Annotated in this window: 13 protein-coding genes, 1 tRNA gene and 1 pseudogene; all 15 read left to right on the top strand. The window is 40.4% G+C overall.

The genetic code is table 11. From position 1 onward, the window contains the following. Positions 1-11 precede the first annotated feature (11 nt). Positions 12-1,514, top strand: coding sequence for a 30S ribosomal protein S1 (gene rpsA / locus HXT59_RS05705; protein WP_012914051.1), 1,503 nt, complete (start codon positions 12-14; stop codon positions 1,512-1,514). Positions 1,515-1,764: 250 nt separating this feature from the next. Continuing rightward, complete coding sequence (locus HXT59_RS05700; RefSeq protein ID WP_012914052.1) at positions 1,765-2,094, top strand: TM2 domain-containing protein; 330 nt, start codon at positions 1,765-1,767, stop codon at positions 2,092-2,094. A 147-nt stretch (positions 2,095-2,241) separates the two neighbouring features. Continuing rightward, positions 2,242-2,766 (top strand): GNAT family N-acetyltransferase, encoded by a 525-nt coding sequence (locus HXT59_RS05695; RefSeq protein ID WP_102155261.1) that lies wholly within the window; start codon positions 2,242-2,244, stop codon positions 2,764-2,766. Between the two features lie 54 nt (positions 2,767-2,820). Beyond that, a pseudogene (locus tag HXT59_RS05690) lies at positions 2,821-2,937 on the top strand (dephospho-CoA kinase); the annotation flags it as partial. Positions 2,938-3,160: 223 nt separating this feature from the next. After that, complete coding sequence (locus HXT59_RS05685; RefSeq protein WP_012914053.1) at positions 3,161-3,733, top strand: TM2 domain-containing protein; 573 nt, start codon at positions 3,161-3,163, stop codon at positions 3,731-3,733. Between the two features lie 69 nt (positions 3,734-3,802). Then, complete coding sequence (gene coaE / locus HXT59_RS05680; protein WP_012914054.1) at positions 3,803-4,507, top strand: dephospho-CoA kinase; 705 nt, start codon at positions 3,803-3,805, stop codon at positions 4,505-4,507. A gap of 20 nt (positions 4,508-4,527) precedes the next feature. After that, on the top strand, positions 4,528-6,642 hold the full coding sequence (uvrB, locus tag HXT59_RS05675) for an excinuclease ABC subunit UvrB (RefSeq protein ID WP_421784267.1): 2,115 nt from the start codon (positions 4,528-4,530) through the stop codon (positions 6,640-6,642). A gap of 235 nt (positions 6,643-6,877) precedes the next feature. Next, positions 6,878-8,317 carry a pyruvate kinase gene (pyk, locus tag HXT59_RS05670; protein WP_004111304.1) on the top strand — a complete coding sequence of 480 codons (1,440 nt, stop codon included), beginning with the start codon at positions 6,878-6,880 and terminating at the stop codon, positions 8,315-8,317. Between the two features lie 232 nt (positions 8,318-8,549). Further along, positions 8,550-8,623 (top strand) — tRNA-Leu (locus HXT59_RS05665). A 223-nt stretch (positions 8,624-8,846) separates the two neighbouring features. Beyond that, on the top strand, positions 8,847-10,436 hold the full coding sequence (locus tag HXT59_RS05660) for an alpha-amylase (protein WP_415685257.1): 1,590 nt from the start codon (positions 8,847-8,849) through the stop codon (positions 10,434-10,436). Between the two features lie 284 nt (positions 10,437-10,720). Further along, positions 10,721-16,387, top strand: coding sequence for a type I pullulanase (pulA, locus tag HXT59_RS05655; RefSeq protein ID WP_415685258.1), 5,667 nt, complete (start codon positions 10,721-10,723; stop codon positions 16,385-16,387). 669 nt (positions 16,388-17,056) lie between these two features. Next, complete coding sequence (locus tag HXT59_RS05650; protein ID WP_004111317.1) at positions 17,057-17,683, top strand: hypothetical protein; 627 nt, start codon at positions 17,057-17,059, stop codon at positions 17,681-17,683. Between the two features lie 143 nt (positions 17,684-17,826). Then, entirely contained in the window at positions 17,827-18,408 is a 582-nt protein-coding gene (locus HXT59_RS05645; RefSeq protein WP_415685226.1) for a tryptophan transporter, read from the top strand. Positions 18,409-18,626: 218 nt separating this feature from the next. Beyond that, positions 18,627-20,510 carry an ABC transporter ATP-binding protein gene (locus HXT59_RS05640; protein ID WP_415685227.1) on the top strand — a complete coding sequence of 628 codons (1,884 nt, stop codon included), beginning with the start codon at positions 18,627-18,629 and terminating at the stop codon, positions 20,508-20,510. 59 nt (positions 20,511-20,569) lie between these two features. Beyond that, positions 20,570-21,343 (top strand): energy-coupling factor transporter transmembrane component T family protein, encoded by a 774-nt coding sequence (locus HXT59_RS05635; protein ID WP_116431772.1) that lies wholly within the window; start codon positions 20,570-20,572, stop codon positions 21,341-21,343. Positions 21,344-21,396: the final 53 nt, after the last annotated feature.

Here is a 21,396-nt window from a genome sequence, read left to right as displayed (position 1 = left end):
ACTAATAACTAATGGCAGAGAATAATAACGAAGTCGCCAAGGTTGCGATTAATGATATTGGCACCGAAGAAGACTTCATCAAGGCAGTCGATTCAACCATCAAGAATTTTGATGATGGTGATTTAGTTGAAGGTACAGTCGTAAAGATTGATCACGACGAAGTATTGCTGGACATCGGCTACAAAACTGAAGGTGTAATTCCTTCCCGTGAACTTTCCATCAAAAAAGACGTTGATCCAGATGATGTTGTCGAGGTTGGCGACACCATTGAAGCCCTTGTTGTAACTAAGGAAGACAAGGAAGGACGTCTTATTCTCTCCAAGAAGCGTGCACAGTATGAGCGTGCTTGGGGTGACATCGAGAAGATTAAGGATGCAGACGGCATCGTTGAAGGTACCGTTATTGAAGCTGTTAAGGGCGGCTTGATTGTTGATATCGGTCTTCGCGGCTTCTTGCCAGCTTCCTTGGTTGAGATGCGTCGCGTGCGCGATCTTTCTCCATACATTGGCCAGAAGATTAAGGCTAAGATTCTCGAGCTCGATAAGAACCGCAACAATGTTGTGCTTTCTCGTCGCCAGTTCCTTGAGGAAACCCAGTCCGAAGTTCGCGAAACCTTCCTCTCGCAGCTTAAGAAGGGTCAGATTCGCGAAGGCGTTGTGTCTTCTATCGTAAACTTCGGTGCGTTTGTTGATCTCGGCGGAGTTGACGGTCTCATTCACGTTTCTGAGCTTTCCTGGAAGCACATTGATCATCCATCTGAGGTTGTTAAGGTTGGCGATAAGGTTACCGTTGAAGTTCTCGACGTTGATCTCGATCGCGAACGTATTTCCCTTTCCCTTAAGGCAACTCAGGAAGATCCATGGCAGCGCTTCGCTCGCACTCATGTTCCTGGACAGGTAGTTAAGGGCAAGGTCACAAAGATTGTTCAGTTCGGTGTGTTCATCTCCGTTGAAGATGGCATTGAGGGCTTGGTTCACATTTCTGAGCTTGCAAACCGTCACGTAGAGAACCCAGAAACTGTTGTTAAGGGTGGCGAAGAAGTATTCGTGAAGGTTATCGACGTTGATCTCGATCGTCGTCGCATCTCCCTCTCCTTGAAGCAAGCTACTGAAGCTGTAGATCCAAATTCTGAAGATTTTGATCCAGCTCTCTACGGTATGCCAGCTGAATATGATGCTGAAGGCAACTACAAGTACCCAGAAGGCTTCGATCCAAACACTAACGAATGGATGGTCGGTTACGAGCAGCAGCGCGAAGAGTGGGAAGCTCAGTATGCTGCAGCACACCAGCTTTGGGAAGAGCACAAGGCATTCGCTGCTAAGGAACTTGCGGCTGCAGCTGAATCTGCTGCTGCTGACGGTCAGAGCGAAGAAGCTGAAAAGAAGCCAGCTAAGGAAGAAAAGAAGGAAGAAGTTGCTTCCAACTATTCTTCTGAAGCAACTAGTGAAGGTGCTTTAGCTGATTCCGATCAGCTCGCAGCTTTGCGTGAACAGCTTTTGAACGAAAAGAAGTAGTTTCTACTTTCTACTAGAAGCTTGTAAATAAAACAGTAAGATGCCCTCGGTGATTAATCATCGGGGGCATCTTGCGTATTGTTGTTCATAATGTTTTACGAGTATCTTGAGTATATTTGACAAGTATTTTATAACTCAAGTTTTGTAATTAAATATAGGTACAATCAATTTTCTTTTAATAATCGTGATTATATGATGTAAAACGTCAATCGTATTTACTAATCGTATTTACTAAAAGGATGGTTAAAATATGAACACTTTGGAAAACAACCAGCAAAATGCTCAGTTTCCTTCGTACGATGGAAATAGTGAGGAGAACACTAAAGCAACTTTAGTAAGCTCGCGCAAGAAAATTGTTGCAGGTTTGCTAGCGATTTTCTTAGGCACATTAGGTATTCACAATTTTTATCTTGGTTTTAAAGGAAAGGCGATTGCACAGCTGCTTATTTCTGTTCTTTCCTTTGGGTTCCTGTTGATTATTACTGGAATATGGGCATTGGTTGAGGGCATTTTGATTCTTTGCTCAAAGCCTGGAAGTAAGTGGCACAAAGATGCTGATGGTGCTGAGTTAAAGGATTAAAAATAAATATTTAGTATTAAGATTTATAAGTAATTTTACAAATAAAAGATGCGTTTTAGAATTCAATTTCCAAAACGCATCTTTTTAAAAATAATAAATTATAGTGATTGAGTAAATATAAGCGGAAGTATTTAGAAGAATAATTTTATGAAGAATATTGAAATTAAAAAATTAGATTATTCAGAAGCCGAAAACAATATGAATATAATTTTAGACTTATATCTAAAAGCATTCCCTAAAGAACTGGATCGTATAGATAATGTTCGTGAACGCATATTAGATAGTTTGAAATATAACAGTAGTGCTCTTCTACTTGTTGCTACGATGAATAATCGCATTATCGGTGTTTTATATGGCATAGAATTATTACAAGATAATTGGTATGCGAATCAAATTAAACCATTTTTATCAGAAAATTATGATTGGTTCAATCAAAGCTTAGAATTAAATGAGTTATTTGTAGATCCTGAGTTTCAGCATATAGGCGTTGGCAGTGCGCTTATGAAGAAAGTCGAAGATCTTAAATTATATAAGACAATAATTTTATCTACAGAAAAAGATAACAATGCTATTGCTTTAGATTTTTATAATAAGCTTGGATACAGTTTATTAACTGATAATTGGGAATCTTATTACGGGTCTATTTATTGCGTGCTATATAAGAAGTTTTAGTGAATCAATGAAAACTTACGCTACTGTGCGAAATGTATCGTTTATAATCAAAATATGACAATGATGCGGATTGCGGTAACGGGCGGAATCGCAGCTGGAAAATCTACAGTAGTAAATCATTTGCGTTCGCTTGGCGCGTTTGCTATAGATTACGATGTTTTAGCGCGTGAATGAGGCTTCTACCGAAGGTGCTTTAGCTGATTCCAATCAGCTCGCAGCTTTGCGTGAACAGCTTTTGAACGAAAAGAAGTAGTTTCTACTAAAAGCTTATAAATAAGATGCCCTCGGTGAGTAATCATCGGGGCATCTTTTAATATCTTTAGTAATAACGCTTTGATTTATTAATTTTTTATTATACAGTTTTTAAGAAAATAAATTTCTTACGAGAGAAAGTGTGATTATTGTGAGTGATTTAGATAATCAAACTGGAGATTACTCCGGCTCTGACGGACAGACTCAGTACGGACAACCACAGTACAATGATCAGTCCCAGCAGTATAACCAGGCTCAGCCACAATATAACAACCAATCCCAGTATGGTGCTCAGCATCAGTACAATGCTCAGCCACAGTATGGTCAGACTCAGTATGATCAGAATTCATATGCTCAGCCGCAATACAATGCTCAGCCGCAATATGGTCAGTACTCTCAGTCTACTCCTCAGTACAATCAAGCATCTTCATACTCTAACTATGGGTCTAATTATTCATCAAACACATACAGAAGCTCTCGTAACAAGATTGCTGCAGGTCTGTTAGCCATTTTTTTGGGTGCTTTGGGTGTGCACAATTTCTATCTTGGTTTTAAAGGCAAGGCTGTTGCTCAGCTGCTTATTTCTATTCTTTCTTTCGGCTTGCTGGCTTTTGTTTCTGGAATTTGGGCATTTATTGAAGGAATTTGCATTCTTTGCTCTCAGCCTGGTTCTAAGTGGCATAAGGATGCCGATGGAGCTGAACTTCAAGATTAATTTTACAATTATTATTTAGCGTATAATGCCCTGGTAATTATTTGCCGGGGCGTTATTTATAATTTATATATGACAATGATGCGGATTGCTGTAACGGGCGGAATTGCAGCTGGAAAATCTACTGTAGTAAACCATTTGCGTTCGCTTGGCGCTTTTGTTATAGATTACGATGTTTTATCGCGCGAGGTTGTGAAGCCAGGAGGTTACGTATTTCAGCAAATCGTAAGCATTTTTGGGGAGAATGTCGTTTTGAATGATGGCTCTTTAAATCGCGAGTTTATTGCAAAGCATGTTTTTGGGTACTCCGATGAGAGTTGTGCAAATCGTAAGAAGCTTGAGTTGCTTATTCATCCTGCTATTTATGATTGTGCAAAGCTCTTAGAAAGTAAGTATGAAAGCGAGTATATTAGTAAAATTTCTAAGGAAAATCGCAACGTGTTGGACAGTATAAATTCAGTTATTGTGCACGATATTCCGCTCCTTGCGCAAGTAATCGACAGCATTCCATTTAGTTTTGACCATATTATTACTGTTGAAGCGCCTCAAGAAATTCGCGTTAAACGAATGATAAGCGAGCGAAATATGACTGAGGATCAGGCTTTGGCGCGCATAAATAGTCAGCTTCCTAGTAAAATGCGAAAAAATATCGCAGATTTTGTAGTTGATTCCACTAAACCAATGGAATCGATGCTTAACAGTGTTGACAATACGCTAAAATCATGGTTGTGTGACGCAAACAATAAAAGTGCTGAAATGACGAAACTGGGGAAGTAAAAAACTGGGGAAGTAAATACATGTCGAATAAAATTCAGCGCACGAACAAGCCTTTTGTAGTAAAAGCACCATACAAGCCTTCAGGAGATCAACCGCAAGCAATCGACGAGCTGGCTAATCGCATTGAAAACGGCGAAAACGACGTTGTTTTAATGGGTGCTACAGGAACTGGTAAAACTGCTACAACCGCTTGGCTTATTGAGCGTTTGCAACGACCGACGCTTATTATTGAGCCAAATAAAACTTTGGCAGCTCAGCTTTGCGCAGAGTTTCGTGAGCTTATGCCAGATAATGCTGTGAGCTATTTTGTGTCTTATTACGATTACTATCAGCCAGAAGCGTACATTCCGCAAACAGACACGTATATTGAAAAAGATTCGAATATTAACGACGATGTTGAGCGGCTTCGTCATGCTGCTACAGCGAATTTGCTTACTAGACGCGATTGCGTTGTTGTGGCTACTGTTTCTTGCATTTACGGCCTTGGTACTCCAGAGGAGTATGCCGAGCGAATGCTTATGCTAAGCGTTGGTGATCAGCTTGAGCGAGACGATTTATTACGCCAATTTGTGAGCATGCAATACAAGCGCAACGATATTGCCTTTACGCGCGGAACTTTTAGAGTGCGCGGTGACACGGTTGAGATTATTCCAGTGTACGAAGAATTAGCTGTGCGAATTGAGTTCTTTGGCGACGAAATTGACAGAATTACCATGTTGCATCCGCTTACGGGGGAAGTAATTCGCCAGGAGAGTAGCGTTCATATTTTCCCAGCATCTCACTACATTGCAGGACCGGAGCGCATGGAGCGCGCGTTAGAGGCGATTGAAAAAGAGCGCGACGAGAGAGTAGCTCAGCTTAAAAAGCAGAACAAATTGCTGGAAGCTCAGCGTTTGGAAATGCGAACTACGTACGATTTGGAGATGCTTCGCCAAGTTGGTGTATGCCCAGGAGTGGAGAATTATTCTAGGCATTTTGACGGACGCGATGCAGGCACGCCTCCGCATACTCTGCTTGACTTTTTCCCGGATGACTTTTTGCTAGTTTTAGACGAGTCGCATGTAACAGTGCCGCAAATTGGAGCTATGTATGAAGGCGATGCTTCGCGCAAAAGAACGCTTGTAGAACATGGCTTTAGACTGCCATCGGCAATGGATAATCGACCGTTAAAGTGGAAAGAATTTTTGGAGCACGTTGGTCAAACTGTGTATCTTTCTGCAACGCCTGGAGATTACGAGCTTGGGCTTTCAGATGGTGTAGTTGAGCAAATTATTCGCCCTACCGGCTTGCTTGACCCTAAGATTGAGGTTCGCCCTGTAGAAGGTCAGGTTGACGATTTGCTTGCGGAAATCAAGGAGCGAGTAGCAAAAGATGAGCGCGTGCTTGTTACTACGCTTACAAAGAAAATAGCGGAAGACTTAACTGATTACTTCCTTGAGCTTGGTATTAAAGTTGAGTACTTGCATTCAGATGTTGATACTTTGCGCAGAGTGGAGCTTTTGCGTGAGCTTCGCGAAGGCAAAATTGATGTGATTGTTGGCATCAATTTGCTTCGTGAGGGTTTGGATTTGCCGGAAGTCTCGCTTGTTGCGATTTTGGATGCAGATAAGGAAGGTTTCTTAAGATCCTACCGTTCGCTTATTCAAACGATTGGCCGTGCTGCTCGTAACGTTTCTGGAACTGTTCTTATGTATGCGGATACTGTTACTGATGCTATGAGCAAGGCGATTAGCGAGACAGAGCGCCGTCGCGAAAAGCAAATCGCGTATAACAAGGCTCATGGAATTGATCCTAAGCCTTTGCGAAAGAAGATTAGCGATGTGAACGATATGCTCGCTAAAGAGGATGTTGATACGCAAACTTTGCTAGCAGGCGGTTACAGGAATGCTAATAAGGCTGGGAACTCGCATTATGGCGTGCCAAAAGAGCCGAATCTTGGGCAGCAAAGCAAAGAAAAGCGTATGGCGAATGTTTCTGAGCTTCCGCAAGACGATATTATGTCGCTGATTAAAAATTTGAGTGAGCAGATGCATGTTGCTGCAGAGCAGTTGCAATTCGAGCTTGCAGCGCGTTTGCGCGACGAGATACGCGATCTAAAGAAAGAGTTGCGCCAAATAAGCGATGCTCAAAGTTAGAAAATAACTATTATTCTCAATTATTATTCAACTATTGTTCAAGCATTATCTGAGCGTTATTCAAGTATTATCTGCGATTTTATGTTATTTTCTGTGAGCGTTCACAAAACGCCGAATAAATACAATAAGCGGTCACAATACGTTGATACACTGGAAAGCGGAATTGGGCGTTTTATGGTTTCTATCATTAAATCGCTCATAAAAAATAAACAGAAATAGAAAATAGGTAGGCATTATGCGTAAAGCCAAAATCGTTGATACTATTGGTCCAGCTACCGAATCCTTGGAAGGTATTACCAAGCTTGTTGAAGCCGGTATGGATGTTGCTCGTTTGAACCGTTCTCACGGCACTCCTGAAGATCATTTGCGCGTTTACAACAACGTTCGTGCAGCTTCCAAGTCCACTGGCCGCAATGTTGCTGCTCTTGTTGATTTGCAAGGTCCAAAGATTCGCTGCGGTTGGTTCAAGAAGAACGCTGAAGGCGAAGATAAGGTTTATTTGGAAGAAGGTCAGGAGTTCATCATCACTACTGATGATGTTGAAGGTGACGAGCACCGCACTTCTACAACTTTTAAGGGCTTGCCAGGAGATTGCCACGCAGGCGACCCAATCCTTATCGATGACGGTAAGGTTCGTCTTGAGGTAACCAAGGTAGAAGGCAACGACGTTCACACTAAGGTTATTGTTGCTGGTCCAGTTTCCAGCCACAAGGGCATTAACCTCCCAGGTGTTGCAGTTTCTCTTCCAGCTTTGACTGAAAAGGATGAGGCTGATCTTCGTTGGGCTATTCGCACCGGCGCTGACATTATTGCTATGTCCTTCGTGCGTTTCGCTACCGATATTGATCGCGCTCACGAAATCATGGACGAAGAAGGTCGTCGTATTCCAATCGTCGCCAAGATTGAAAAGCCACAGGCTGTTGAAAACTTGGAAGAGATTGTTAAGACCTTCGATGGCATTATGGTTGCTCGTGGTGATATGGCTGTTGAAATGCCTCTCGAAGAGGTTCCACTGGTCACCAAGCGTTGCATCGAGCTTTCTCGTCGCTATGCAAAGCCAGTTATCGTTGCTACTGAAGTTCTTGGCACAATGGTTAACTCTCCAGTTCCAACTCGTGCAGAAGCTTCTGACTGCGCTAACGCTGTTCTCGACGGTGCTGACGCAACAATGACTTCTAACGAAACTGCTGTTGGTAAGTACCCAGATGTTACCGTAAAGACCATGTCCCGTATTTCTCAGTACGCAACTGAGCACGGCTATGATCGCATTCCTGCTGTTGAGCTTGATATGTCTAGCACCGGTGCTGTTTCTTCTGCAGCTGTTGATTTGGCAGATAAGCTTAATGCTAAGGCTATTGTTGCTTACACTCAGACTGGTCGCACAGTTCATCGTATTTCTCGTGAACGTCCAACCGCTCCAATCTTTGGCTTGACTAACAATGAGCACACTTATCGTTGGTTGGCTTTGAGCTGGGGCACTGAAGGCTTCTTGATTGATGAAGATTACCATGACATGAATCGTCACGATTTGATGATCTTCACCGACAAGGTTCTTCGCGAAGCCGGTAAGGTTTCCGATGGTGATCAGATTGTTATCTTGAGCACTGCTCAGGGTGAACGCCAGGCTGGTCGTACTGACTCCATCTACGTTCACACCGTTGGTGCTTGCGACTAATTATTTGATTCTGCGTTCTTGTACTAATACGCTAGTTCTTCTAGTTTAAGTGCATTTGCGCAGTAGTATAGTTTGCATAATGCGCGCTAGCTGTTTTGCAGTTTGCGCGCATTATGTTATGTATGATCAATATTGTTGATTTGCGACACGCGCAAAATGCTTTAACTATTTGCATGTGGCTTAAAGTGTGCTATAGTCGACAAGTCGCAAAAAAATGCGGAAAATTAAAAATGCCCCTGTATCCCAATTGGTAGAGGAAACAGCCTCAAAATCTGTGCAGTGTGAGTTCGAGTCTCACCGGGGGCACGTGCACGACGTCGCTTAGCTTGCTAGGCGACGTTTTTATTTTGTATTTTAATGTTTTGTACATAAACAATGAGCGTATAATGATAAAAGTATTCTGCACAATGAAAAGTGCTGTACGTATGTGAAAGGAACAACGATGATCCACAGTGCACAATTGCAAGTAAGTGAGCGTAAAAAAAGTAATTATGCTTGCGAATTAATCGATAATTACAAGCGCAATGTAATGTGCTCTTTTACTGCAATTGCTGCTGTAGCAACAGTATTAATGTGTATTTTTGCTATTGTCCCAAACTCTTCGGCATTTGCTTCAACTAAATCAACAGACGGTCTTCCGCCAAAAGGTGTGATTGTTACTGCTTTTCAGCAAAATTGGAAAAGTATTGCAAAAGAGTGTAAGCAAACTTATGGTCCTGAGGGTGTGAGTTATGTACAGGTTTCGCCGCCGCAGGATCATATTAAAGGTACAGCGTGGTGGACTTCTTACCAGCCAGTTAGTTACAATCTAAATTCAAAGCTTGGCACTGAAGACGAGTTTAAAAATATGATTACTACTTGCAAGGCTGCTGGTGTTGGAATTGTTGTTGATGCTGTAATTAATCACACAACCGGCGATGGTAATAAAGATACTGTAGGTGTTGGCGGTAGTAAGTATGATGCGGCAAATCAAAGCTATCCGGATGCTGGTTACACAAAAGATGATTTTCACCAAATAGATAAAGATATTTACACATATAAAAATGCGCAAGTCGTTTGGAATTATCGTTTAGTTGGTTTGCTTGATTTGGATACTTCTAAGCCGCATGTGCAAAAAATTCTTGGTAACTATTTTGCAAAATTGCTAAAAATGGGTGTTGCAGGCTTTAGAGTTGATGCCGCAAAACATATGTGTCCTGAGGATGTGAAAGGCATAAAAGAAGCTGCTGCTAAAGCTGCTGGAACGAAGCCTGAAAACATATGGTGGATGCAAGAAACAATTGGTTTCCCTGAACAAGATCCTAAAATTCAGCCGGATCAATATGTTGGTACAGGCGAAGTAGATGAGTTTGAATACTCGTATCGCTTGCGTAATTATTTCTATGGTTCAATTGAGAATTTGTCTCATATTACAGATCAGCTTATTCCTAATAAGAAAGCCGCTATTTTTGTGACTAACTGGGATACTGAGCGTGACAATTCGACTCGAGTTCTCACTTATAAGGATGGAGCAAAGTACGAGTTAGCTAATGCTTTTATGCTTGCTTATCCTTATGGAACACCAAATATTTATTCTGGATATAAGTTCACGCAGCGCGATGATGGTGCTCCTGGTGCAACTGATACGCACATTCCAGATGTAAAGTGCGGCAAGAATTCAAAGTGGCAATGCGCTCAGCGTTGGACTTCGATTCGTGGAATGATTGGATTCTATAATGCTGTTAAGGGCACGAAAGTGACTCAATGGCAAGATGACAACGATAATAACATTGCTTTTAGTCGCGAAAACAAGGGATTCTTGGCGATTAACAATACTGACAAGCCTAAAAATGTGAGTTATAAAACTGATTTGCCTGATGGTGAGTATTGCAACGTATATGCTTCACGTAAATGCTTTAGCACAGTTACTGTAAATGGTGGGAAAGTAGAGACAACTATTCCAGCTTATTCTGCTATTGCTTTGCATGTTAAGGCTGTAGAGCATTTTGGAAGTACTTCTGTGCTGACTACAGTGTTGATGATTGTAGTTGTTTTCGTTGTTCTGTTGATTGAATTAGTGCTGATTCTGTGCAAGAACAAGGCTGATTCTAATAAAAAGTTAGGTTCTGGTAAAAATTAGATTCTAACAAAAGTTAGATCCTAGTAAAAATTAGATTCTAACAAGTAAGCTGATTTTAATAAATAAGCTGAAAGCAGATACTGATTGTAAATAAATTGGTATTGTAGTGTTTGAATGATACAATTTTCTCCGCTGATTATACACATTATGGGCGATGGTTAGCATCATGGTTGTGCTAGCCATCGCTTGTGTATTAAAGCTATTAATGCATCCAAGGAAGAAGCGCGTTAATACCAATGGAGGAAAGGATACTGATGAGTCATCGTCGACACTTTGCATCGAAGATGGTTGCTGTTGTTGCGTCTGTTGCAATGCTTGTAACTGGTTTTGCTGTTACAATTAGCGCAAACGCTGCGACTAGCGGGGAGTCTGCCAATAGCAAAGAAACTTCTACTAATGTAACTCTTAAAGGTAAGGGAGTTATTGTTACTGCATTCCAGCAGAATTGGAAAAGTATTGCTAAGGAATGTGAGCAAACTTATGGTCCTGAAGGTGTGAAGTATGTGCAGGTGTCTCCGCCGCAGGATCATATTAAAGGTACAGCGTGGTGGACTTCTTACCAGCCTGTGAGCTACAAATTAAATTCTAAACTTGGCACTGAATCTGAGTTTAAGAATATGATTACTACTTGCAGGGCAAAGGGCGTTGGGATTATTGCTGATGCTGTGATTAATCACATGGCTGGCGTTGATAATAAGGATACTGTTGGCGTTGGTGGTAGTAAGTATGATGCTGCTTCGCAGACTTTTGAAGACGCTGGATACACTAAGGATGATTTCCATAAGAGCACTGAAAATATTAAAGATTACACGAATGCTGAAGAAGTTTGGACTCACAGACTTGTTGGTTTGCTTGATTTGGATACTTCTAAGCCGCATGTTCAGCAAGTTTTAGGTAAGTATTTTGCAGATTTGTTGAAGCTTGGTGTTGCTGGTTTCCGTGTTGATGCTGTAAAGCATATTTCGCCAGAAGATATGAGGGGCATTAAAGCTTCTGCTATAAGGCAATACAACGAAAGTGTTGAAGATAGCAAAAAGATTCGTGACATCTGGTGGATGCAGGAAACTATTGGCAATCCTTCAGAAGCTCAACAAATTCAGCCAGCTGCGCATTTGAATGAAGGCGAAGTTAACGAGTTTGGCTACTCTTACCAGCTTATGCAAAGTTTCAAAGGCTCGCTGATGAAGGCAAGTAAGCCTTTGAACAAAGTTCAAGACGGAATGGTTAAGAGCGATAAAGCTGCTATTTTCGTTACGAATTGGGATACAGAGCGCGGTAACAGCGTGCTTACGTATAAGGACGGTCGTCGTTACGCTTTAGCAAACGCTTTCATGCTCGCGTGGCCATACGGCACTCCAAACGTGTATTCCGGATACAAGTTCGATAAGAATGATGATGGTGCTCCTGGTGCAACTGAAACGTCTGTTCCGGAAGTAACTTGTGGTGCTAATTCAAAGTGGCAGTGCACTCAGCGTTGGACTTCGATTCGTGGAATGATTGGATTCTACAATGCTGTTCAAGGTGCGAAAGTCACAAATTGGCAGGATGATGGCGATAACAACATTGCTTTTAGCCGCGAAAAGAAGGGCTTCTTAGCGATCAACAATTCTCTTGACGAAAAAGAAGTTTCTTATAAGACTGATTTGCCTGATGGTGAGTACTGCAATGTGTATGCTGCAGGAGACTGCTCTAAGACTGTTAAAGTTGAAAAAGGTGAAGTTAGAACCAAGATTGGCGCTCGCGAAGCAGTAGCTTTACATGTTAATGCCACAAAGGCTAATCCTCCGGCAGGCTCTGCCGCAGACGCATCTGATCCTCAATATGGTGAAGAAAAGCCTGATGCAGGTATGCCAGAAGATCCTACAACGACCATTTACTTTAAGCCAGATGAAAAGTTTAACGGTAAAAAAGTATATGTTCACTACGGTATAGGCTCAAGCTGGACTCAAGCTCCTGGCGATGAGATGCAAAAGGCTTGCGATAGTTGGTATAAGGAGACAATTAGAACCAATGGCAAAGTTTATGAAGCAGTGTTTAACGATGGCAAAGGTTACTGGTATCACGAAGGAGATAATAATAACTTTAAGATTCCAGCTCACACTGATTCGTATGTAGCTCAAGATCACAAGGGTAGCGTTGGAGTAAATCCTTGCCCAGTAGCATATAATCCAAAGACTACTGTTCGTATCCACTACAAGCCAAAAGCTGGTGATACTCGCGATATTGGCGTTTATTTGTGGGGCAAAGACAAGGATGGTAAAGATTTACCTGGAGCTTGGCATAAATTTAATGGCACTGATAAATTCGGAAAAGTTTTTGAAACTACGGTTGATGGTTCTTTTGAAAACAAGTCACTTTCCTTTATTACTACTACAAAAGATTGGAATAAAGACGGTGGCGATCGTGCTATTGAAAACTGCGCAAGTGGTCTTGCTGAAGCTTGGGTAACAGGCGGATCGGATACTACGCAGTTTGCTGCTCCAGACAACCTTAAGAAGAAGCCAAAAGAGCTAAAGGTAACAGTTCATTATCGCAGGAATGCTGGCGATTATGAAGGCTGGAACATGTGGACTTGGAATGACGGAACCGGTGGTACTGCTCGTTACTTCACTTCGCATGACGATTATGGCAAAGTTGCAACCTTTACTGCTAAGAATGATGCTGGTATTGACAGTGTTGGCTTCAAAGTTAGAAAATCTACGCCAATTAACGCTTGGGATCAACAAGATCCTAGCAATCGCAGTATTCCAAACAATGCGATTAAGCTAGATGCAAATAATCCAAACAAGGGTAGTGCTGAAGTCTGGTTAATGCAAGATGACATGACAGTGTACTTAAACGCTACTATGCCACAACTTACAGCTCACGTGATGTCTGCTGATATTGCTGGCTTAAAGAAGTTAGTTGTAAAAGTGTCTGGTGACGTGTCTTCTGTAAAAGATTCTGACGTAACACTTTTGGATACTAGTGAAAATCCTAGCAAGAAAGTTGAAATTGCTTCTGCTAAAGCTAATGGTTCAGAGATTACTATCGAAACCAAGAATGACCTTAATATTAAGCATAAGTATGAGTTGAGTATTAAAGGATTAGCTACAGGTATTAAGCTTTCTGCTTCCTCAAAAACTGGTGCTAGCGTAATTCGTACCGATGAGTTCGATAAGAAATACGCGTACAATGGTGATGATTTAGGTGCTGTGTATTCTGCTTCTTCAACTACTTTCAAGCTTTGGGCTCCAACAGCAACTGAAGTAAAGCTGATTACTTATAAGTCGACTGCTGAAAAAGCTGAAAAAGACAAAGAAACAGCTATGAAAGCAGAAGATCGTGGCGTATGGTCTGTAAAGCTTGAAGGTGACAAAGCTAATACAGCTTACGCATATGAAGTTCATTTTGCTGATGGCACAGTGAATGTTTCTGCTGATCCTTATGCGAAAGCTGCAGTAGTAAACGGTGAGCGTTCTGTTGTATTAGCAGATAAAGACGCAGGCAGTGCTGGAAATCGTATGCCAAAGTTTACGAATCCAAGTGACGCAACAATTGCAGAAATGGATGTTCGTGACTTTTCGATCAATCCAAACTCTGGTATTAGCGATGCTCATCGTGGCAAGTATCTTGGCGTAGTAGAAGAAGGCACTAAGACTAAAGATAAGCAGAATGTTTCTGGCTTTGATTATTTGAAGTCGCTTGGTGTCACTCACGTACAAATCATGCCAATGTATGATTTTGGTTCTGTGAATGAAACTGGTGACTTGAGCTATGGAAAGCAAGGCGCTCAAAACTGGGGTTATGATCCGCAAAACTACAATGTTCCTGAAGGATCTTACTCTACAAATCCTGCCAATCCAACAACGCGAGTTCAGGAAGCTAAGCAAATGATTGCTGGCCTTCATAAGGCTGGTTTGCGCGTGATTATGGATGTTGTTTACAACCATGTTTACAACGCACAAAATCATTCGTTTAACAAGACAGTTCCTGGATACTACTTCCGCTATAAGGATGGTGCTCTGAATGGTAATTCTGGATGCGGTAACGATACTGCGTCTGAACGTCAAATGATGCGCAAGTATATTTTGGATTCTGTGAAGTATTGGGCTACGCATTACAACCTCGACGGCTTCCGATTTGATTTGATGGGCTTAATTGACCTGAAGACTATGCAAGAAGTGCGTGCTGAGCTTAATAAGATTGATCCTTCAATTATTGTGCTTGGTGAAGGCTGGGATATGAATGAACTGCTTCCTAAGAGCGAGTCTACTATTCAACCAAATGCTTATAAGATTCCAGGAGTAGCGTTCTTTAACGATTCATTCCGCGATTCTGTAAAAGGTTCTGTGTTTGCTGCTAAGGGTACTGGTTTTGTCAATGGCAATACAGATAAAGGTGTTAAGGCTTTGCTTGAGCATAATTTGCTTGGTTGCCAATTTGGCACGAGTAGTACTGTTAAGTGCTGGAATGGTAATGCTGAAACGCACTTTGCTGATGCAGGTCAAATTGTTCAGTATGTTGAAGCTCACGATAACTTGTCGTTGTACGATAAGCTAAAGGTCTCTGCTCCTAACGACACTGAAGACGTACGATTGAAGAGAGTAAAGCTTGCAAATTCAATGATTTTGCTTTCGCGCGGCATGCCGTTTATTCAGCTTGGTCAGGAATTCTTGCGAACTAAGAATGGTAACGATAATAGTTACAATGCTGGCGATAAAGACAATGCTCTTGATTGGAATCGTGCTGCTGACAAGTCTGATTCCGTGAACTATTTCAAGGGATTGTTGAAGCTACGCAAGAGCATTAAATCTCTTCGTGATTTTGATTATGCAACAATTAACAAGAACATGAAGATGATTGATGGCACTCCTGATGGTGTAATTGCTTACACACTTAACGATGCAGATAAGCAATATGTTGTAGTGTTCAATGCTAATAATGCTGAAACTCAAGTAAAGATTCCAGCAGGAAAGTATTCTGCACTTGTTGCTAATGGCAAAGTGAATGATACTGCTCAAGACGCAACTGTTGCTGATGATGGCACATACAAGATTGCTCCTGTTTCTACAGCAGTATTGCTTAGTAAAGATAAGGAATCTAAGCCAATTCCTCCGGATGCAAAGCCTGGTGATGAGCCTGGCAAACAGCCTGAGAATCCGTCTGAGCCTGGTGAAAAGCCTGGTGAAAAGCCAAAGCCTGGTGAGGATCCTAGTAAGAAGCCTGAGAAGCCAAAACCTGATCAGCCTGGCACAAAGCCAGCTCCAGCTCCAAAACCTGGTGAGCATCAGCAAGTTCCTGCTCCTGCTCCGAAGCCGACTCCGTCTGAGTCCAGTGAACAATCAAAGCCGTCTAAGCCTTCTGTTCCGTCGGAAAAGCCAGTTCCGTCGGAAAAAACAGAAAAGCCGGCTCCAGCTGATTCTGCTAAACCAGCTCCAGCTAAGCCAGCAGAATCTACTCCTGTACCTGTTGCTCCGAAAACAGTTCAGCAGCTTAATCCAGAATTAAAGGGAACTCTTAGCGTTGGTAACAATAACGTTGCAACTGCAGGTGTTGTTAACAGTGTGAGAATTAATGTTGTAAACAAAGAGTTCACCGAGCGTTTGCAGCGTGATGGAGTAGTTTATGCTTACGCGTATATCTATTCATCTCCACGCTTGCTTAAGGGTGCTGATGGTTCAAAGTTTGTGACTGTTCGCATGGTTAATGGCAAGCCTCAATTTGATGCTCAGTTCCCAGCTGGATATACCGGAAAGCATACGGTTGTTTTGGTTGACGAAAAAGGTAATCAAGTTGCTTGGACTGAAATAACAGTAGTAAATAATGCTGTTAAGAAGAATGTTCATGCGTTAAGTTCAACAGGCAGTAGTGTAGCGCAAATCGCATTTATTATTGCAATATTGTTGCCTGTTGCAGGTGCTTTCTTGATTAAAGTAAGGCGTTCTAAGCATCTGTCTTGCAATTATTAAAATCCAAAGTGCTTTTCGCATAATTTTGTGTTTTGTGATTAAGTACTGAGGTTTTAATAAAAAATGAGGGTAGTAGCAATTGCTAAGCTATTACCCTCATTTTTTATTTTTGCTTGCGTGTTGCGCTTATTTTTAGAAATTTTTTGCTTTGAATAATTTCGGGCGTTTTTTAAAATTATAGTAGCTGTTTTCCTTATGTAAGAATGGTTTATAGGAGATTTTTAAAAAGTAATGTTTTGCTTATATTTTTGAAAATATGATTATATTTTACGAATCAATATTTGCATTTGTACTTTTGCAGTGTTAGCATCATTTCCAACACAAATAAATATCGAATACTTCGGTTGAGGTTTGTGTGTGAGCCACAGTCAGCTAATGAGCTTAAGGAGGCAGTTATCATGCGTAACATGAACATGAATGCTGAATCTCACAATGCTCTTAACGCTGCTCGTATGTGGTGGTGGCAGTCTTCTCTTTGGTGTGAGTTTACTCTGAAGTTTTAGAAGCTGCGTATAAAAGCTTATAAAAGACCTCCGGGGTAAGCCCGGAGGTCTTTTTGTATATAAGCTTAAATTTTAAAAAATAACCAAATCACAAATCACAAATAACAACAAAATATTCGATAGCTTTGTATTCAAATAATATGAAGCTTAAACAAGGAGAGAAATCATGGCTCAAGAAATTAACGAAACCGTTAAGGAAGCTTACAACAATGGTGCAAACGCAACTACAGATGCTGCAGCTGCAATGATGCAAAATGTGAAAGTTAAGAATCACGCATTAGATATTACTTCACTGGTGTTAGTTGCAGTGCTTTTTGCTGCAGGATGCATTCTTGACTTTACTGTTGCAAAGTCTCTTTCTATTGGAAATATTCAGCCTGAGTTCGTTATTGCTTCATTCTGCTTGTCGATTTTGCTTGTTAGACCGAAGATTTACCAGGGTGCTATTATTGGTGCTTTGGCTGCAACGTTAATTCAATTTAATACTTCGATTCCGTTCCTTGAGTATGCTTGTGATATTCCAGCTGCAATCATTATGACTGCAATATTAATTGGTTATATTCGCGTGTTCCCAAAGGATGCAGCTCGTAAAGTAAGCGTATTCCCATTTATTGCTACTTTCATTACTACAGTAATTTCCGGTTGCATTTTTGCTCTTATTGCAGCTTTCTTTATTCTTCACTCTCCAAATATGGTAATGGTTATGTTGCCAATTATTTTGGGAACTGCAGTATTTAATGCAGTTGTTGTTGAAGTGCTTTACGCTCCAATTCGACTTGTTTTGCACAAGTAAAACAACATTGAAGAATAAGTAAATAAATTAACTTGAATAAACGCAAACAAATATAAACAAACATAAATGAATGTAAGTAAGCATAAATAAATATCAAAAGTCGATAATTAAAATTTGATTATCGCATTATGAAGGAGAAGATTATGAATCAGGAAATTAGCGAACATGCAGATAGCATGATTAATGCTGTAAGCATTAAAAAGCATGCTTTAGATATTACGTCTTTAGTGTTGGTTGCAGTTCTTTTTGCAGCAGGATGTATTCTTGACTTTACTGCTGCAAAAGCACTTTCAATTGGAAACATTAAACCAAACTTTTTAATCGCATCATTCTGTCTTGCAATCTTGCTTGTTCGTCCAAATGTTATTCAGGGCGCGATTATTGGTGCTTTGGCTGCAACTTTGATGCAATTTAACGCATCTATTCCTGGTCTTAATTATGTTTGCGATATTCCGGCAGCGATTGTTATGACTTTGATGATTATGGCTTATGTTCGCGTTTTCCCTAAGGATGCTGCTAGAAAGTTCAGTATTTTCCCACTTATAGCAACTTTTATAACTACAGTTGTTTCTGGTTTAATATTTGCTTCTACTGCATCTTTCTTTGTTCTTCATTCTCCTAAGACGATTTTTGTTATGCTTCCAATCATTTTTGGAACTGCTGTGTTTAATGCTGTTGTTGTTGAAGTGCTTTACGCTCCAATTCGACTCGTTCTGCATAAGTAAGTGTTTGAATTTGTTTTGGATGATTTATTTTAGATGATATGTATTTTGGATAATATGTATTTTGGATAATATGTATTTGATGATTTTGTTGAATAGTTTGTGCTGGATAATATGCAGCAAGTCATATAATCATCAAAGAATATAATCACAGAATAAATATAATCGTAAGATATCATTAGTAATTGTAATTGTTAGGTTTCTAAGAGTTAGGAATTATTGTGCCTTTGCTTGAGTTAAAAGATGTGTCTTTTAAGTATGTGAATCGGAATAAAGATGATTCTTTAGACTCTTCAAAGGCACAAGATTCCACTTTTGCACTAAAAGATGTAAGTCTTAGCGTAGAATCTGGCGAATTTGTGGGAATTATTGGTCCTTCTGGCTCTGGAAAAACAACTCTTGCTTCGCTTTTTTCTGGCGCGATTCCGCATCATTATTCTGGCGAACTTTTAGGAAGCGTTAAGATTGCGGGTCAAGACACTAACAATCTTGCTTTAACTAACATTGCTTGCTTGGTTGGATCTGTTATTCAAGATATTGATGCGCAAATGGTTGCCGCAAATGTTGAAGATGAGATTCTTTTTGGTTTAGAAAATTTTGGCGTTGCGCATAGCGAAATACCAAGTCGAATAGATGAAGCTTTGCAAATTGTTGGCATTAGTGATTTGCGTAACCGTGATTTAGACACTTTGTCTGGAGGTCAAAAGCAGAAGGTTGCAATTGCTGCTATTCTTGCGCTAAAGCCTAAAGTTATGGTGTTAGATGAGCCGACGTGCGCTTTAGATCCTGTTTCTTCTAAAATGATTTTTTCGATTCTTAAAGATTTGAATAAGAATTTTGGAATAACGGTTGTTGTAATTGAGCAAAAAGTTGCGCTTTTAAGTGAGTATTGCAAGCGTTTAGTTGTGCTTTCTAATGGCATTTTGTCGCTTGATTTGCCTTTGCCACAAGCGTTGAAAAACATGGATTTGCTTTATTCTATTGGAATAAATTATCCGCGTACTACGCATTTGGTTAATGATTTACAGTGTGAGAATATTTGCTCTAAAAGCGATTTGCCTGTGTCTGTAGAAGATACAGTAAATACTATTGTTAATACGATTAATAGTGAAAAATCTTTGACTTCACATGTTGATTCACATAGTGAATTTGATAATCGTGAATGCGATTCAAATAAATCAGTGCTTGCTTGCGGCTTTTCACACGAATCGCAAGTCTCTACACAATCTTACGCACAAAATAAATCGAAAAACGATTCACCATGTCTTTCGCTTAAAAACGTCAGTTTTTTGTATCAAAGTGGCGTTAGTGCGCTAAAAAACGTGTCTTTTGAAGCTTACGCTGGAGAGCTCGTAACTCTTGTTGGTAGAAATGGTGCTGGCAAAACAACTATTACCAAAATTATTAATGGTTTATTAAAACCAACAGAAGGCAACGTAACAATTGATGGCGTTGACACTAAGTCTCTTCGTATTAGTCAAATAGCAAAATATGTATCTACCTTATTCCAAAATCCTGACCGACAATTATGCAAAGAAACGGTACTCGAAGAAGTTACTTTAAGCTGTATTTTGATTGGTCAGAATGAGGACGAAGCTAAAGCTCACGCAATGGAAATTATTGATGAGTTGGAGCTGGATCCTGAAGCTAGCCCGTTTATGCTCTCTCGTGGTCAGCGTCAAATGGTTGCTTTAGCTGCAACAGTTGTAACAAATCCTAAGATTCTTCTTCTTGACGAGCCAACTTGCGGCCTTGATTACAAGGAATGCATGAGAATTATGCAAGTTGTAGAGCGTTTAAGAAAAAACGGTTGCTGCGTGATTATGGTTTGTCACGATATGGAAGTTGTGCTTGATTATGCAACTCGACTTATAACAATTAATGATGGAAGGCTTATTATTGATGGTTCAGCGTACGATGTGTTTGAAAAACCGGAAGTGTGCTCTGCTGCAGCATTGTATCCACCATTATTGTGTTCCGTTTCTCAAGGCTTGGTTGCGCATGGATTTAATAAGTGCAATGGCTTGTATGTGCGCGAAGAATTAGTAGAAGCGTTGCGCGGCGAAAAAATCACAAAACAGACTGTACAGAATCAGCAGAATTAACAGAAGCAATAGCAAATAAAAGTAGCAAATAAAAGTAGAAGTAAAGGCGTCTGATATTTATGAAAACGAGATTATTAACTTACCAACCAGGTAACACTTTTCTTCATCGCACTAATCCTATTGCAAAACTAATTCTTGCTACGAGTGTTGTAATAAGCGTGTTTATTGCTAAACAGTATTCCGCGCTTATTGCGCTTGCAGCTATTATTTTTATTGGCATGGCTTTTACTCGTGTTGTTAAAACATTATCTGGTCTTATTAAAGCTATGCTAATAATTTCTTGCGTAATGTTTTTGCTGCAGACTGTTATTGCTCAAAGTGGCAACTATATTTTCTTGTGGTTCACATTGCACGGCATTGATATTGGTGCAAAAGCTGCTTTGAGATTGTTCTGCTTTGCTTTTCCTCTTGTTACCGTACTAACAGTAACTAAATTAAACGATCTTGCAAATGCTGTAGTGCAATATTTGCATGTGCCATACTGCTACGCTTTTACTATTACAACGGCAGTGCGTTTCGTGCCAATTTTTGCTTACGAAATGTCTCAAATCACAGAAGCTCAAATGGCTCGTGGTGTTGAGTATGATACTAAAAATCCGTTTAAAAAATTAAAACTCATGATGCCTCTTATTGTGCCTCTTTTGGTTTCTTCAGTGCGTAAAGCAGATAGTTCTGCGTTAGCAGCGGAAGAGCGCGGTTTTTATTTGCGTACACGCAAGTCTTCGTATTACAAATACCCATTCGGATGGCGTGGATTCTTGGCTTTAGTTATTTCTGCACTTATTATTGCTTTACCAATATGCACTTCAATCTTTTTGCCAAATTTAGTATAAAATATTTGTGTAAATCATAAATAAATAAATAAATCATAAATAATTTATGAGGC

The sequence above is a fragment of the Gardnerella sp. KA01001 genome, assembly GCF_049244025.1.
GTDB lineage: Bacteria > Actinomycetota > Actinomycetes > Actinomycetales > Bifidobacteriaceae > Bifidobacterium > Bifidobacterium swidsinskii.
The sequence above is the reverse complement of the archived record's forward strand: the minus strand, read 5'-3'. Positions and strand labels throughout refer to the sequence as shown.

Excerpts from the sequence above, each read along its gene's own strand:
- HXT59_RS05645 (WP_415685226.1), top strand. The coding sequence starts at position 17,827 with ATGAATCAGGAAATTAGCGAACATGCAGATAGCATGATTAATGCTGTA.
- HXT59_RS05700 (WP_012914052.1), top strand. The coding sequence starts at position 1,765 with ATGAACACTTTGGAAAACAACCAGCAAAATGCTCAGTTTCCTTCGTAC.
- coaE (WP_012914054.1), top strand. The coding sequence starts at position 3,803 with ATGACAATGATGCGGATTGCTGTAACGGGCGGAATTGCAGCTGGAAAA.
- pyk (WP_004111304.1), top strand. The coding sequence starts at position 6,878 with ATGCGTAAAGCCAAAATCGTTGATACTATTGGTCCAGCTACCGAATCC.
- HXT59_RS05650 (WP_004111317.1), top strand. The coding sequence starts at position 17,057 with ATGGCTCAAGAAATTAACGAAACCGTTAAGGAAGCTTACAACAATGGT.
- rpsA (WP_012914051.1), top strand. The coding sequence starts at position 12 with ATGGCAGAGAATAATAACGAAGTCGCCAAGGTTGCGATTAATGATATT.
- pulA (WP_415685258.1), top strand. The coding sequence starts at position 10,721 with ATGGTTGCTGTTGTTGCGTCTGTTGCAATGCTTGTAACTGGTTTTGCT.
- uvrB (WP_421784267.1), top strand. The coding sequence starts at position 4,528 with ATGTCGAATAAAATTCAGCGCACGAACAAGCCTTTTGTAGTAAAAGCA.
- HXT59_RS05635 (WP_116431772.1), top strand. The coding sequence starts at position 20,570 with ATGAAAACGAGATTATTAACTTACCAACCAGGTAACACTTTTCTTCAT.
- HXT59_RS05660 (WP_415685257.1), top strand. The coding sequence starts at position 8,847 with ATGTGCTCTTTTACTGCAATTGCTGCTGTAGCAACAGTATTAATGTGT.
- HXT59_RS05695 (WP_102155261.1), top strand. The coding sequence starts at position 2,242 with ATGAAGAATATTGAAATTAAAAAATTAGATTATTCAGAAGCCGAAAAC.